The organism is Catenovulum sediminis, from assembly GCF_007289895.1.
GTDB lineage: Bacteria > Pseudomonadota > Gammaproteobacteria > Enterobacterales > Alteromonadaceae > Catenovulum > Catenovulum sediminis.
Map to the genome: position 1 here is coordinate 2,524,558 of NZ_CP041660.1, position 15,100 is coordinate 2,539,657.

General features: G+C 42.3%; 10 protein-coding genes. 1 reads left to right on the plus strand and 9 read right to left on the minus strand.

Features of this window, described 5'->3' with window-relative positions; all coding sequences use genetic code 11:
- Positions 1 to 209: 209 nt before the first annotated feature.
- The 5 genes from leuD to FNT16_RS10410 all read right to left on the minus strand — a co-directional run bounded on the left by leuD (position 210) and on the right by FNT16_RS10410 (position 7,496).
- A complete protein-coding gene (gene leuD, locus FNT16_RS10390) occupies positions 210 to 812 on the minus strand; it encodes a 3-isopropylmalate dehydratase small subunit (RefSeq protein WP_143871521.1) in 603 nt (200 codons plus the stop codon).
- Positions 812 to 2,221 (minus strand): 3-isopropylmalate dehydratase large subunit, encoded by a 1,410-nt coding sequence (gene leuC, locus FNT16_RS10395; RefSeq protein WP_143871522.1) that lies wholly within the window; start codon positions 2,219 to 2,221, stop codon positions 812 to 814. The genes leuD and leuC overlap by 1 nt, the downstream gene beginning before the upstream one ends.
- Positions 2,221 to 3,321: a 3-isopropylmalate dehydrogenase gene (leuB, locus tag FNT16_RS10400; protein WP_143871523.1), complete on the minus strand. Its 1,101-nt coding sequence runs from the start codon at positions 3,319 to 3,321 to the stop codon at positions 2,221 to 2,223. Before leuB ends, leuC begins: the two co-directional genes overlap by 1 nt.
- A 19-nt stretch (positions 3,322 to 3,340) precedes the next feature.
- The gene (gene leuA / locus FNT16_RS10405; protein WP_143871524.1) at positions 3,341 to 4,906 is read right to left on the minus strand and encodes a 2-isopropylmalate synthase; all 1,566 of its coding nucleotides are present in this window, start codon (positions 4,904 to 4,906) and stop codon (positions 3,341 to 3,343) included.
- Between the two features lie 361 nt (positions 4,907 to 5,267).
- The gene (locus tag FNT16_RS10410) at positions 5,268 to 7,496 is read right to left on the minus strand and encodes a bifunctional diguanylate cyclase/phosphodiesterase (RefSeq protein WP_143871525.1); all 2,229 of its coding nucleotides are present in this window, start codon (positions 7,494 to 7,496) and stop codon (positions 5,268 to 5,270) included.
- A 274-nt stretch (positions 7,497 to 7,770) separates the two neighbouring features.
- On the opposite strand from FNT16_RS10410, the gene FNT16_RS10415 reads away from it, so the two are divergent.
- Complete coding sequence (locus FNT16_RS10415; RefSeq protein ID WP_143871526.1) at positions 7,771 to 8,679, plus strand: TIGR03899 family protein; 909 nt, start codon at positions 7,771 to 7,773, stop codon at positions 8,677 to 8,679.
- Positions 8,680 to 9,289: 610 nt separating this feature from the next.
- On the opposite strand, the gene cysG is transcribed toward FNT16_RS10415, so the two are convergent.
- The 4 genes from cysG to FNT16_RS10435 form a co-directional block, all read right to left on the minus strand.
- Complete coding sequence (gene cysG / locus FNT16_RS10420) at positions 9,290 to 10,708, minus strand: siroheme synthase CysG (protein WP_143871527.1); 1,419 nt, start codon at positions 10,706 to 10,708, stop codon at positions 9,290 to 9,292.
- Between the two features lie 105 nt (positions 10,709 to 10,813).
- Positions 10,814 to 11,560: a phosphoadenylyl-sulfate reductase gene (locus FNT16_RS10425; RefSeq protein ID WP_143871528.1), complete on the minus strand. Its 747-nt coding sequence runs from the start codon at positions 11,558 to 11,560 to the stop codon at positions 10,814 to 10,816.
- Positions 11,547 to 13,250 (minus strand): assimilatory sulfite reductase (NADPH) hemoprotein subunit, encoded by a 1,704-nt coding sequence (gene cysI, locus FNT16_RS10430; RefSeq protein ID WP_143871529.1) that lies wholly within the window; start codon positions 13,248 to 13,250, stop codon positions 11,547 to 11,549. Before cysI ends, FNT16_RS10425 begins: the two co-directional genes overlap by 14 nt.
- Positions 13,250 to 15,046 (minus strand): assimilatory sulfite reductase (NADPH) flavoprotein subunit, encoded by a 1,797-nt coding sequence (locus FNT16_RS10435; protein WP_143871530.1) that lies wholly within the window; start codon positions 15,044 to 15,046, stop codon positions 13,250 to 13,252. Before FNT16_RS10435 ends, cysI begins: the two co-directional genes overlap by 1 nt.
- Between the last annotated feature and the right edge of the window lie 54 nt (positions 15,047 to 15,100).

Sequence of the window (15,100 nt, forward strand, 5' to 3'; positions counted from 1 at the left end):
GTAAAGAGCAGATAAAAGGTATCAGCCAATTATGACAAGCTAAATTGATATATGTATTAAAATACGTCCTATACAGAAAAGGCTGCACCTTGGTGCAGCCTTTTAAATTTGTTCTTCCGTTTAACGTATTTTAACCGACTTAAGTGTAAGTATAGTTTGAATACGTATTCAATGGAATCTTAAACGTTTATGATAAACATACTTGCTATTTATTTTAACCAACTTGGCAGCTTATTTTCGTAAACTGAAATATCATCTGCAAACTGCAAAGTCCAGCCAATCGAATCTAAACCATTGACTAAACAATGTTTATGAAAGTCATTGATTGGAAAGGAATAAACCTTTCCATTTACTGTTAATGTTTGTGCAGGCAAGTCAATTTCAAAAGCGACATTTGCATCGGCAAATACCGCTTGAAATAATTCTTCAACTTCATCATCAGCTAACTTAATCGGTAAAATTTGGTTGTTCATACAATTACCGTAAAAAATATCTGCAAAGCTGCTCGCAATGACCACATCGAAGCCATAGTCTTTAATCGCCCAAGGGGCATGCTCACGGCTTGAACCACAACCAAAGTTATCGCGTGATAACAGCACGTTAGCGCCTTGATACTCTGGTTTGTTCAGTTCAAAATCTGGGTTTGCTTGATCGCCAGCTTCGTCCAAATAACGCCAGTCGTGGAACAAATGAATACCAAAACCAGTGCGATCTACTTTTTGCAAAAACTGTTTCGGAATAATCTGATCGGTATCGACATTAGACTTGTCTAACGGCGCAACTTTACCGGTGATTTGTGTAATGCCAGTCATTATTTGGCCTCCATTAAACTGCGAATGTCTACAAAGTGACCTTCAACTGCTGCTGCCGCCGCCATTGCTGGACTCACTAAGTGGGTACGACCCCCACGACCTTGACGGCCTTCGAAGTTACGGTTTGAAGTTGAAGCGCAACGTTCTTCAAAGCCTAATTTATCATCGTTCATGGCTAAACACATAGAACAGCCCGGTAAACGCCATTCAAATCCAGCTTCGATAAAGATCTTATCTAAACCTTCTTCTTCGGCTTGCTTACGAACTTGTCCTGAACCCGGTACCACGAGCGCTTCAATACCCGCTTGAACTTTACGACCTTGTGCAACTTTCGCTGCATCTCGTAAATCTTCAATGCGGCTATTGGTACATGAACCAATAAATACTTTATCAACCGCTAAATCAGTTAATTTTTGCCCCGCTTGAATGCCCATATATTTTAACGCGGCTTCAGCAGATGCTTTTTCGACTGGGTTGCTGAATGATTCAGGTGTTGGAATGAGATCATTCACACCAATAACCTGACCCGGGTTTGTGCCCCAAGTGACTTGTGGTGCAATGTCTTCCGCTTTTAACGTGACGGTTGTATCAAATTCTGCATCCGCATCTGATTTTAACGTTTTCCAGTATTCGATAGCGGCTTCTAATTCTGCGCCTTTAGGGGCGAATTCGCGGCCGCGTACATAATCAATGGTGGTTTGGTCTGGTGCGACTAAACCGGCTTTAGCGCCCGCTTCAATACTCATGTTACAGATAGTCATGCGCTGTTCCATAGAAAGCGCTTCAATTGCACTACCACAGTATTCAATAACATGACCGGTTGCGCCATCCATACCTATTTTGCCAATAATCGCCAAAATGATATCTTTTGCAGACACGCCAAATTGCAACTCACCATCGACTTCTACTTTCATGGTTTTGTAGCGATTTTGTTTAAGCGTTTGCGTGGCTAAAACATGTTCTACTTCAGAAGTACCGATACCAAATGCTAATGCACCAAATGCACCATGCGTCGCCGTATGTGAGTCGCCACAAACAATGGTGGTACCCGGTAAGGTAATGCCCAATTCTGGACCAATAACATGTACGATACCTTGTTTTAGGTGGCCGACGCTGTATAAACGCACGCCAAACTCTTCACAGTTACGCTGTAAAGTTTGCATTTGAATGCGTGCCATCGGTGCCGCAGCATCTATTGCAATCGATTGAGTGGATACATTGTGATCCATGGTTGCAAAGGTTTTTTCAACACAACGCACCGGACGGTTTTTTTCACGTAAGCCAGAAAATGCTTGCGGTGAAGTCACTTCATGTACTAGGTGGCGATCGATATAAATTAACGGTGTTTCGCCTTCTTCTGCGCGCACTATATGTGCGTCGTAGATTTTTTCGTATAAGGTTTTAGCCATTACGCTTTCTCCACTAATTGAGCGATATAATCACCCACTTGTGCGGTGCTCTTTGCTTGCTCGCGTTTTTCTTTTGGTAATAATTCGCCGGTTAAGATACCGTCATTCAAGGTTTGTACAACCGCTGCTTCAATTGCATCTGCGATGTCATTACGGTTAAAGCTGAATCGAATCATCATTGCAGCAGATAAAATTTGCGCAATCGGGTTTGCAATGCCTTGGCCTGCGATATCTGGCGCACTGCCACCGGCTGGCTCGTACAAGCCAAAACCTTGCTCATTGATTGATGCAGAAGGTAAAAGCCCCATTGAACCAGTAATCATTGCACTTTCATCAGAAATAATGTCGCCAAATAGATTCGAACATAAAACCACATCAAATTGATTTGGATAACGCAACAATTGCATCGTTGCGTTGTCGATATACATATGCTCAAGTTCTACTTGTGGGTAGTCTTTGGCTACGTCTTCAACCACTTCACGCCATAAAACACTGGTTTGCAATACGTTTGCTTTGTCTACTGATATCACTTTATTGCGACGTTTTAATGCCGCTTCAAATGCGATAATTGCGATGCGACGAATTTCACGTCTGGTGTAACGCATCGTATCAAAACCAAATTCTTCTTCGCCAACACCTTCGCGGCCTTTTGGTTTACCAAAATAAATGCCAGATGTTAATTCGCGTACCACCAGAGTATCAAAACCACTTTTCGCGATATCTTCACGTAGTGGTGATAGCGCTTCTAAACCCGGATAAATGCGGGCAGGGCGCAAGTTACTGAAAAGATCAAAATGTCCACGAAGACCCAGTAGGGCAGCGCGCTCAGGTTGTTCTTGCGGTGGTAAGTTGACCCATTTAGGACCACCAACCGAGCCAAATAATATAGCGTCAGCAGCTTCACACGCGGCTAGGGTAGACTCAGGCAAAGCTTTACCATGATTATCGATTGCAATACCACCTACATCGTGCTCACTTAGAGCAAAAGTGACATCAAACTTTTTCTCTACTACGTTTAACACTTTTAAGGCTTCTGCCATTACTTCCGGGCCGATACCGTCACCCGGCAATACTGCAATTTTCATTGTGTTTTCAGACATTACTGATCTTTCCTAATTTCTAGTCGTTTTGCGCGGCTTCTTCGTTTTGCTTAGCCTGCTTTTGTAACTCTATCTGGTCTGCCCGATAGGTTAAGTTCATTACATTAATTAATGCTTGTGCAGAAGCTTCTACAATATCTGTTGATAACCCAAAGCCTCTAAACTTCTGGCCTTTATATTCAACCACGATATCGGTTTGTGCTTGTGCATCTTCACCACCGGTTTTTGCAGCAATTGCATAGTCTTTGATGGTTAAATCTAAATCTACTAAGTCTAATAATGCTCGGTAGGTTGCATCGACAGGACCATTACCCAATGCAGAGCCACCAATTATATCATTACCAACTTTTAATTTAACCCCTGCGGTCGCAGTTTCGTCCGTACCGGAGACAGCTGCTAAATAGGCCAACTGATAATGTTGTTTGTCCATTTGTTGTTGATTGAAATACAACAAGGCTTCTAAATCGTAGTCAAACACCTGACCTTTTCGATCGGCTAATTTCAAGAAGCTGGCATATAACTCATCTAAATCAAAATCTTGTTCACCATAACCCATCTGCTGCATGCGATGTTTAATAACATGGCGACCACTGCGCGAGGTCATATTTAAATCATTGGTGCTTTTACCAATGCTTTCAGGTGTGATGATTTCGTAGGTGTTTTTAGCCTTTAATACACCATCTTGGTGAATACCGGATGAATGGCTAAATGCATTAGCACCCACAATTGCTTTGTTTGGCTGTACAGGCATGTTACATAATTGGCTAACCAATCTAGACGTGTGGTAAATCTCTTTACTGTTAATGCGGCTATTTGCAGTAAATAAATCAGCACGCGTATTTAAAATCATCGCGACTTCTTCTAACGAGCAGTTACCAGCGCGCTCACCAATACCATTAATGGTACATTCAATTTGTCTCGCTCCCGCTTGCACCGCCGCAATTGAGTTTGACACAGCTAAACCTAAATCGTTGTGACAGTGAACAGAAATGACAGCCTGATCAATATTGGGCACTCGATTAAACAAGGTTTGAATGATGCCACCAAATTCACTGGGGATGGTATAGCCAACCGTATCCGGAATGTTGATGGTTTTGGCACCTGCTTTAATTGCCGCTTCTACCATACGACATAAATTATCAATGGGAGTACGACCTGCATCTTCACAGGAAAATTCAACATCATCGGTAAATTTTCTAGCGTATTTAACCGCATTGACACCCATTTCTAAAACTTGATCAAAACTACGTTTTAATTTTTGTTCTACATGAATGGTAGAAGTAGAAATAAAGGTATGGATTCTAAATTGATCCGCTACGCTAAGTGATTGCGCACAAGCATCAATATCTTTTTCAACTGCACGGGCTAAACCACAAACAACTGAGTTTTTAACGTTTTGTGCGATTGTTTTAACGGATTCGAAATCGCCTGGACTGGACACCGGAAAACCAGCTTCCATTACATCAACACCTAATCTTTCAAGTGCTAAGGCTATTTGTAACTTTTCGCGAACAGACAAGCTTGCTGATAACGCTTGCTCACCGTCTCTTAATGTGGTGTCGAAAATAATGACATTATCTGACATAGTTTAGCTCCTGTTTGTTTGTGGCCCGGAAACGGCGCGAATCTAATAAAAAACCCGCGCCTTGAGCACGGGTTTTTTGTTTCGAAATTATGGTAATTAAGGTTTAACGATGCTCGAAACAAATCCTCCCGCACTCTAATAGAGTGAGGCTTAGTAGACTTGTCAGTGAGTGGAAAATCGTCATTTTAAAACCTTAAAATAAATGCTTTGCTAACCCTTTATCACGCACTAGTTAAACAAATTGATGCGTTTTTTACGTATTTCTGTACGCAAGAGTTACGTAGGCTGTTATTTTGGTGTTATTGACATGAGATGTCAATGTTTGCTTAGTCTAATTTTCGGGCTCCGGTGCGCATTAGTGTTAACTTAAGCTTTTTTGGTGCTCCATGACAAAATCCTGTACTTGTTCAGGGGCCAATGGCCGAGCATAAAGATAACCTTGCACTTCTTCGCACCCCATATCAACAAGCCTTCTCTCTTGCACCATTTCTTCAACGCCTTCTGCGATTGTATGTAAGCCTAATTTTTTACCCAGCTCTAAAACAGTTTGTACAATCACTTCACCATTTTTACTTAAAATATCGCGTACAAATGCTCTATCTATTTTCATCCGGTCAAGTGGCAGTTGGTGAAGGTAGTTGAGTGAAGAAAATCCGGTACCAAAATCATCCAATGAAACTTGAATACCTTCTGCTTTTAGCAAGGTCAGGGCTTCAATAACCGTCGCTGGATTATTCATCAGGACAGATTCTGTTATTTCAAGCTCAATTGACTCAGCACGCACATCAAAACTGTGGATGGTGTCAATAATGGTCGGTACAAAGTTCGGGTTTTTAAATTGAGCCATCGATACGTTGACCGATATACGGATATTTTTAAAACCTTTATCTTCTAGCTTTTTAAGTTGCCTGCAAGATTCTTCGACTACCCAGTTACCAATATCCACCATCAAACCAGAGTGTTCTGCAAGGGGCACAAAGACTTCTGGCTCTATCATGCCACCTTCAATTTTGGGCCAGCGCAGTAGCGCTTCAAATCCCATAATTTTATGGCTGGCCAGGTCTAATTGAGGTTGAAACCATACCTGAAGTTTATCAGCTTCAAAATCTTCTCTGAGTTGATGCGCCATGCCTAAACGCCAAGCTGTTTTTTGTTCCATCACATCAGAGAAATAAGCAAAACATTGTTGCGTATCTTTTTTTGCGTGATTAAGTGCAATGTCGGCATGTTTAAGTACACGCAAACCTGTTTTATCACTGGGATCTCGCTCGCAAAATCCCATGCTAAAGTGCACTGGAATTCTTTGGTCATCTACTTTTAGCGGATATCTGAATAACTCTAAGATATGGTCCGGATTAACTATCATTTTATGGCCGATAATGCCAAACACATCGGCACTGACACGTGCAAGCTTGCTGTTTTTAGCATATTTTTCTTGTAACCGTTCGGCGCAAGCGATGAGTAGTTTATTACCTATTTCTTGCCCCAATCCGTCATTAATGTCGGCAAAGTGAGTGAGATCGATAAGGACCGCCGTGTCACCCAGGCTAGTATCATCAACATATCTATCTAACATGCGAATAAAGTCAGTGCGGTTCGACAACCCCGTCAAACTGTCCTTGTAAGCGGTGTTTTTCAGTTCCTGGAATAACTGAACATTCTCTAAACTAACGGCAATATTACTTAACAGTACATTGAGTAACTGCTCGCTACAGGTTTCTTTGTTGAGGCCGCTATCTAGATAAATAGCCGCAAAAAACTTTTTATTACGCACAAATAGCGTTGCATCTGCGTCGTTAATTTGATGCGCTTGCTGGCTTAAACATTGAGAGACTTGATGGATAATGCGCCCACTATCGATATTTTCAATCAATAAATTACTGCACTCTTGGTAGTTGGCAGTGGCACTTAAAATAAACGGGCGTTTGCGGTTTTCATCTTGCAGGGGGCGTAAACAAATTAATCCTTGGGCTTCCACACCCAATAAGTTATTCAGTGCGTTGAAAACTTCGTAGCAAAATTTTTCAGGATCTTGTTGTTGAATATGTACACACGATTCAATAATTGATTCAAGCTGAACTTTACTTTCTTCAATTTGCCGAATTTGTTCGTATCCACGAATGGCGGATATCAGTGTAGTGACTAGCTTGCTGCGGGTCAGTTCTGTTTTGGTTTTATAGTCGTTAATATCGTATTGTTGAACGACCGTTTCTTCTGGTGCATAACCAGGTTGCCCAGTGCGTAAAATAATACGCACCTTTTTTTGTCCGAGTGATTCACGAATACTTTTAACCGCATCTAATCCCGCATTTTCATGTTCCATCACAACATCCATTAAGATGACCGCAACATCTTCGTGATCTTGTATATACTCAATGGATTCTTTACCTGAATAAGCATGCCCAAAATACAATGGTTTACCCAGCGTGGTTAAACCATTTAACGCCAGCTGCGTTACGGTGTGAATTTCCGCATCATCATCAACAACTAAAATATGCCATGCTTTATCTGGCTCTGTTTGACTGCTGACTAAATCGTCATCATCGTCGTCGGCAAATAAAATAACGTCATCTAATTTGTCTGGATTCATTTTTTACCTGTGCAGTAAGCCGATAATTAGCGAGGCAATACAGCCCGTTTATCTGTATTTTAAATAAGTATAGCCTAATATAATAAGAATTGTTGAGGTCAATATGCCCAAAGAAAGCATTCACAATATTACTTTAGCAGATATCAGAGTAGGGGGTGTTTATCATGGTGTTTTTTGACACATTTGCGCGGGATTGAGGTTGAAAATGACTTCGCTGAATTTATATCTTAGTATTATTTAATGCTCTTAAGAATAAGCTGGTGTGACTTTTAATATGAAAACTGATGCGTTACGAAACACGCCATTACCTGACAATTTAAAGGAAAGCAGTGCCACTAAAGCGCCGAAAGTTGTTAATAAACAGCAAGAAACGGTGTCCCCCCGTGTGCAAGCGCATACACACAACCACAGTGCTGCTTACATATTAAGTCAAATAGCGCATCGATATGCCGTTGCCGGAAATACCCGTGAAGGTAATTTAACGATTGAGCAGCGCGCTGCGCGCAGAGAGCGTATTAATGCAGCCCGTAAGCAGCAAAATTTAGAAAATATTATGCAGCAAGCGTTAAGTTATGTTGACGAGCGAGAGCCAAACGAAGAAGTTGACCCAGACTGGCTATTTCAGTTTTTTGAAATGGCAGAATCTATTTTTTCGCAACCCATGCAAAGGTTGTGGGGTAAAATATTAGCGATGCAAACCCTCAGACCTGGTAGTTTTTCACTGCGTTCACTATCTACTTTAAAGCAAATGACTCATCGAGAGGCCATTGTTTTTCAATCTGCCTGTGCGATTTTAGTGCGTGATAAACAAGAATATGGCGCGCGTATTTTAACCGGATGTTATGCGCTGCCCGTGTGGTTTGGTTTGCTACATCCGCGCAAATCGAAAAACGTAAACTTAAGTAAGTTTGGTTTAAGTTACCCTGATTTGTTGAGTTTGATTGATTTAAATTTAATTTACGCCAGTGAAATTGAATCGAGCATGGAGGCTGGTCAAATTATTGAACTAGAAGGTGGCGCTAAAAGATTACGATTAAGTGTTAAAACTGGTGGTCAGGTTTTAACTTATTATAAATTGACACAAAGTGGTAATGAGTTATCTCGTTTGATTGCATGCGAGCTCAACGCCGCATATGTCGAACAGCTTGCCGCGACGCTAGCGCCCGCATTTGAATTATCGTAAAGCGAGGAGCTACGAGCTACGAGCTACGAGTTTCGAGCGTTGGTAATGTAGGTCGCGGCTTCAGCCCGACAAATCTTGAATCATGCACAAATGTCGCCCTACATTTGTCGCCCTAAAGGACGACCCACAATTGTCGCCCTAAAGGGCCGACCTACACAGCTCGTAGCTATAATGTAGGTCGTGGCTTCAGCCCGACAAATCTTGCAGCATGCAAAATGTCGCCCTAAAGGGACGACCCACAATTGTCGCCCTAAAGGGTCGACCTACACTGATTGTGAAACTTGAAACTTGAAACTTGAAACTTGAAACTTGAAACTTGAAACTTGAAACTTGAAACTTGTAGCTATAATGTAGGTCGTGGCTTCAGCCCGACAAATCTTGCAGCATGCAAAATGTCGCCCTAAAGGGACGACCCACAATTGTCGCCCTAAAGGGTCGACCTACACTGATTGTGAAACTTGAAACTTGAAACTTGAAACTTGAAACTTGAAACTTGAAACTTGAAACTTGAAACTTGTAGCTATAATGTAGGTCGCGGCTTCAGCCCGACAAATCTTGCATAATGCACGTTGTCGCCCTAAAGGACGACCCACAATTGTCGCCCGACCTATTATTTAATTAAGTAATTCTTAAATGCGGGGGTTGAGTTGTCATCTTGCGTATCAAACCAATTTAATTGCTGCTGCAATTTAACAACATGACCAATTATCAACAAAGCAGGGGAGCCGATTTTTTTGCTTTGGTGCAGGTCGGTCAGTTCTGATAATAAGCAAGTGTGTACTTTTTGCTGTGTTGTCGTGCCATTTTCAACTATCGCAACGGGCATATCGCTTTGCATACCAGCTGCAATGAGACCTTGCTGCACTTGTGCCGATTTACCCACCCCCATATAAATCACTAAAGTTTGATAGGGCTGAACCAAGGATGCCCAATCAGGCTCTTCACCGGCGATACTGTTTTGCCCCGTTACAAAAACCACCTTACGCGCATAGTCTCTGTGGGTTAACGGGATACCGGCATAACTCGCGCAGCCGGCTGCAGCGGTTACCGCTGGGATCACCTGAAACGGAATGTGTGCTTCAACCAAAGTTTCTAATTCTTCACCGCCGCGGCCAAAAATAAACGGGTCGCCACCTTTTAAGCGGCAGACTTTTTTGCCTTCTTTTGCTAAACGCACTAACAGATCATTAATTTCTTCCTGCTGCTTTAAATGCAGGCTTTTTTGTTTACCAACACAAATAAAATCTGCATCTTTGCGTGCTAAATCTAAAATGCTAGACGAAACCAAACGATCATAAACCACCACGTCAGCCAATTGCATTTTTTGCAATGCTTTAATGCTTAACAGCTCAGGATCACCTGGACCAGCGCCCACTAGCCAAACTTCGCCTTGTGTTTCAGCGCCATTAATTAAAGTATCAACCAGTTGGGTTTTGTCTTGTTCAGACATTTGTTTAAAACGGCTCATAATTGAACTGGTAAAAAACTTCTCCCAAAACAAACGGCGCTCATTAATGCTGCCGAATGCTTGTTTAATCTTGCCTCGAATAGAACCTGCATATTCAGCTATTTCAGCAATCGACTTGGGCAGGGCGGTTTCAATCATAGCGCGAATGCGGCGCGCCAAAACAGGGCTCATACCCGCGGATGAAATTGCGATTAAAATAGGTGAGCGGTCAACAATAGAGGGTGTGGTATAACGACAAATGGCAGGTTGATCGACCGCATTAATTAAAATTTTATGGGCTTCACAATATTCGTAAATTTTTGTATTGACGGTTTCATCATCGGTTGCCGCGACCACCAAACGCATGTCGGCAATTAAATTGGGTGTCCAAACCTGAGCGATATGTTCAATGTTTTGTTCAGCAATGAGTTCCGCTAACTCTTGGCAAATATCCGGTGCAATGATGGTTAATTGTGCTTTGGCTTTTAACAGTGCACAGGCTTTACGATATGCGACATCTCCGCCACCAACTACGGCACACGGGAAATTATCTAAATTAAGAAAGATGGGAAATTGTTCCATGCTGAAACCTATTTGCTGCTTATAAATAAAAAACGCCCGCGTTTATTATAGCGGGCGTCTTAGAATTGCGTAAATGACACTGGGTGAGGATTTAACGAATCCGCATTAAATACCGCTTCCGCCTTCATGTAATCCACATTCGCGTTTTAAACCAAAGAAGCGCGTTTCTTCTTCTGTCATACCCAGCTCGAGTGGGCGCGATGTATGCCAGTCACCTACTGAAACATAACCTTGATCCCACAATGGGTGATACGGCAGGTTATGCTCTTTCAGGTAATAATGAACGTCTTTGTTTGTCCAATCAATGATGGGATAAAATTTAAAACGTCCGGCACTAATTTGCAACACCGGCAGGTTGGCTCTTGAGCTTGCCTGATCGCGGCGCAAACCGGTATACCAAACTTTTGCATCCAACTCTTCCAGTGCCTGTTTCATCGGTTCAACTTTGTTGATTTGGTTGTATTTTTCAATACCCTCAACACCTTGCTCCCAAAGTTTACCCCAGCGCTGTTCTTGCCACGCTGAACTCCAAGGGGCACGATAAACTTTAAGATTTAGTTGCAAGCGCTCGGTTAACTGATCAATAAACTCATAGGTTTCCGGAAACAAATAACCTGTGTCGGTTAACACAACAGGAATGCCCGGTACGGCTGTATTGACCAAGTTAAGCATTACCGCTGCTTGAATTCCGAAGCTGGAAGACAAAATTTGAGGCTGCGGTAAATTTTCCGCGGCCCATTCAACTCTTTGCTGCGGTGTCATCTTCTCAAGCTCAGCATTGATATTTTCTAATGCTTGAGCTTGCTCAGATTTTTTAGCAGTCAGTAATTGCGTAAAATCAGTTGTTGGCATGGAACTCACGACCGTCATAAACAGGGTTAACAAAGCCAGCGCGCACTACATAGTCGCCAAAACGCTCATCTGCTTCACGTTCTTTACTGTAGCGAGCAAATAACTCATCGATTACCGCTAAAATTTCTTCTTCACCGATATTCTCTTTGTACATTTGGTTTAATCGTGTACCACGGCCATCTGCACCTAGATATAAATTGTATTTACCCGGACCTTTACCCACCATGCCGATTTCCGCTAAAAACGGACGACCACAACCGTTCGGGCAACCCGTCATACGCGTCACAATTTCTTGCTCTGCAATGCCGTGTTTTTCAGCAAGTACATCAAACTTTTCGATAAGACGTGGTAAATAACGCTCAGACTCAGCCATTGCCAATGCACAAGTAGGTAAGGCTACACAAGCAATGCTGTTTTGCATAATCGGCGAGATAACTTTACCCAACAAACCAAACTTGTGGCACATGCCTTCAATTTCGGCTTTGTCTTCTTCTGCGACATTAGAAATCATAATGTTTTGATTAGCCGTCATGCGGTATTCGCCTTTGTGAACTTTAGCTATTTCACGAAGTGCGGTTTTTACCGTGCGTGTTTCATCATCGACAATACGGCCAGCTTCTAAAAAGACCGTTAAATGCCATTTGCCATTGATGTCTTGTACCCAACCAAATCGGTCTGCCTGACTGGTAAACTCGTAAGGGCGTGCAGGTTCAAATTTCTTACCAGCATGTTTTTCAGTTGCTTCACGGAATGCATCTACACCCATATCATCAACTGTATATTTAGTACGCGCACGTTTTCTGTCATAACGGTTACCGTTATCACGCTGCGTTAACATAACCGCTTGTGCAAAATCTAATGTGTCTTCTGGTTTGATAAAACCTAACACACGCGTTAACTGAGGGTAGGTGTTTACATCACCATGGGTAGAACCCATACCACCACCTGCCGCTACGTTAAAGCCAGCTAAACCACCATTTTCATCTTCAATGGCGATAAAGCTTAAATCGTTGGCGCTGATATCCACATCGTTATACGGTGGTACAGCAACGGCAATTTTAAACTTACGCGGTAAGTAAGTTTGGCCATATACAGGTTCTTGCTCAGTATCGGCTGACGTTTCGATTTTTTCTTCGTCTAACCACAACTCGTAATAGGCACGTGTTTTTGGCAATAAATGCTCAGAAATTTTAACGGACCATTCGTACACGTCTTTTTGTAGCTGCGACTGAATTGGGTTAGTGGTTGCCATAACATTACGGTTTACGTCACCACAGGCGGCAATTGAGTCTAACTTAACCTGATATAAACCTTTAATTAGCGGTTTTAAATCACGTTTTAAAATACCATGGTACTGAAACGTTTGGCGTGTTGTTAATCGAATAGAGTTATAGTCTGTTAACTCTTTTGCGATTTCATCAATGGCCAACCATTGATCCATACCAATTACACCACCCGGAATCCGAGCACGTAACATGAATGTGTGTTTGGGTTCTAACTTCTGCTTTTTACGCTCGTTACGAATATCACGATCGTCTTGCATGTAGAAACCGTGGAATTTGGTTATCTGCGTATCATCGTCTGCAACCGCGCCAGTGGTGATATCAGCTAGACTTTCTTCAAGTGTGCCACGCAGATAATTACTGTTAATTTTTAAGTATTCGTTAGCGGCTAATTTTTTTTCACTCATTAGTAGACATCTCTCTGATAGCGTTTGTTTTTACGCAATTCGTTCACATAGGCTTCGGCATCTTCACGGGTTTTCCCGCCTTGCTGCTCGATAATGGTAATTAAAGCTTCATGTACATCTTTTGCCATGTGGGTCGCATCACCACAAACATAGAAGTAAGCACCTTTTTCTAACCATGCCCAAACATCGGCTGCTTTTTCTAATAAACGATGCTGCACATAAATTTTGTCTTTTTGATCGCGCGAGAAAGCCAAATTAATTTTATTTAATACATTACGTTTTAAATAATCTTGCCATTCGACCTGATACAAAAAGTCTTCTGTAAAGGTTGGATTACCAAAGAACAACCAAGTGTCGTTTTCGCGATCATTTGCATCGATTTCCTGCATAAAGGCACGGAAAGGCGCAACACCTGTCCCCGGACCTACCATGATGACCGGCGAATTATCTTCTGGCAATCTAAAGTGACTGTGTTCCACAAACACATCTACTTCACCACCTTCTTCTAAACGCTCTGCCAAGAAACCAGACGCACCGCCATAGTGTTCTTCACCAAACGCTTCGTATTTAACAACCGCAACTGTTAAATGCACTTCTTCGTCAACATCTGCTTGGCTAGAGGCAATAGAATACAATCTTGGCGTTAATCGACGTAAACAAGCAACAAACTGCTCAGCGGCTAATTCTACTGGATGTTCACGCACGATATCGATAATTTGACGTGCTTCTAAATATTCGCGTAACGCATGTCTGTCTTCTGCCAGTTTAGTTAACGCTTCAATTTTGGCCGCTTCTGCGTATTTTGCAACAAAACCCGGGTGGCTTAATGTTAACTCGTAATAACGGGTTAACGCTTCTTTTAAGCTAACCGTTTGGTCATCAACGCTGATGCTTGCATCTGCATCTAACGACAATTTAGCAATGATTTCGTCAACGATTTTTTCATCGTTTCTAAACCAAATACCTAAAGAATCGCCTGCTTTGTATGTTAAACCCGAACCTTCTAAAGAAATTTCGAAATGACGAATATCTTTAACTGAGTTGCGGCCTGTAATTTTTTGATTTGTTTCTAAGGTCGCGGTAAACGGGTTCTTTTTATTGTACTGTGAAGTCGTTGCCGTTGGTGTAGCCGCTGCTGAAACCGTTACTTGGCTTGCGCTATTTGCTTTAATATCTTTGGCTATAGCGCTGACAGCACGCTCAACCCAACCGGCTGCATCTGTTTCGTATTCAACGTCACAGTCAACACGTGGTTCAACAGAAGTCGCACCTAATTTAGCGAATCTTTCATCGAAATCTTTACCGGTTTGGCAGAAAAATTCGTAAGAAGAATCCCCTAAAGCCAAAACAGAATATTTAACACCTTCTAGTTTAGGTGCTTTTTTGCTGGCTAAAAATTCGTGGAATTCAATAGCGTCATCTGGTGGATCGCCTTCACCTTGTGTACAACTGGTGATAAGAACGTGCGTCTCACCTTTAAGCTCTTTAGGTTTATAGTCTGCCATTGATACACAGCGAACTTTTAATCCTGCGGCTTCTGCAGCAGCTGCAGCTTGTTGAGCGACACCTTTTGCGTTGCCGGTTTGTGAGCCGAATAACACGGTTAAAGTTGGCATTTCTGTTGGCGCTGCGGGTGCAGATGAACCTGCTGACGGCGCACCAGCTTGTGACAAACCATATAGGTACCCACTTACCCATGCTAACTGGTTTGTTGACATGCTTGCCGTAATTTTATTAAGCTGAGTTAATTGCTCAGCTGCCAAAGGGCTTGACAGTTCTGTGTTTTGCGAAGACATATTCCCAAAAATCCGTGACTTGATTGAGCGGTATAGCTTAGATGGGATAACGAT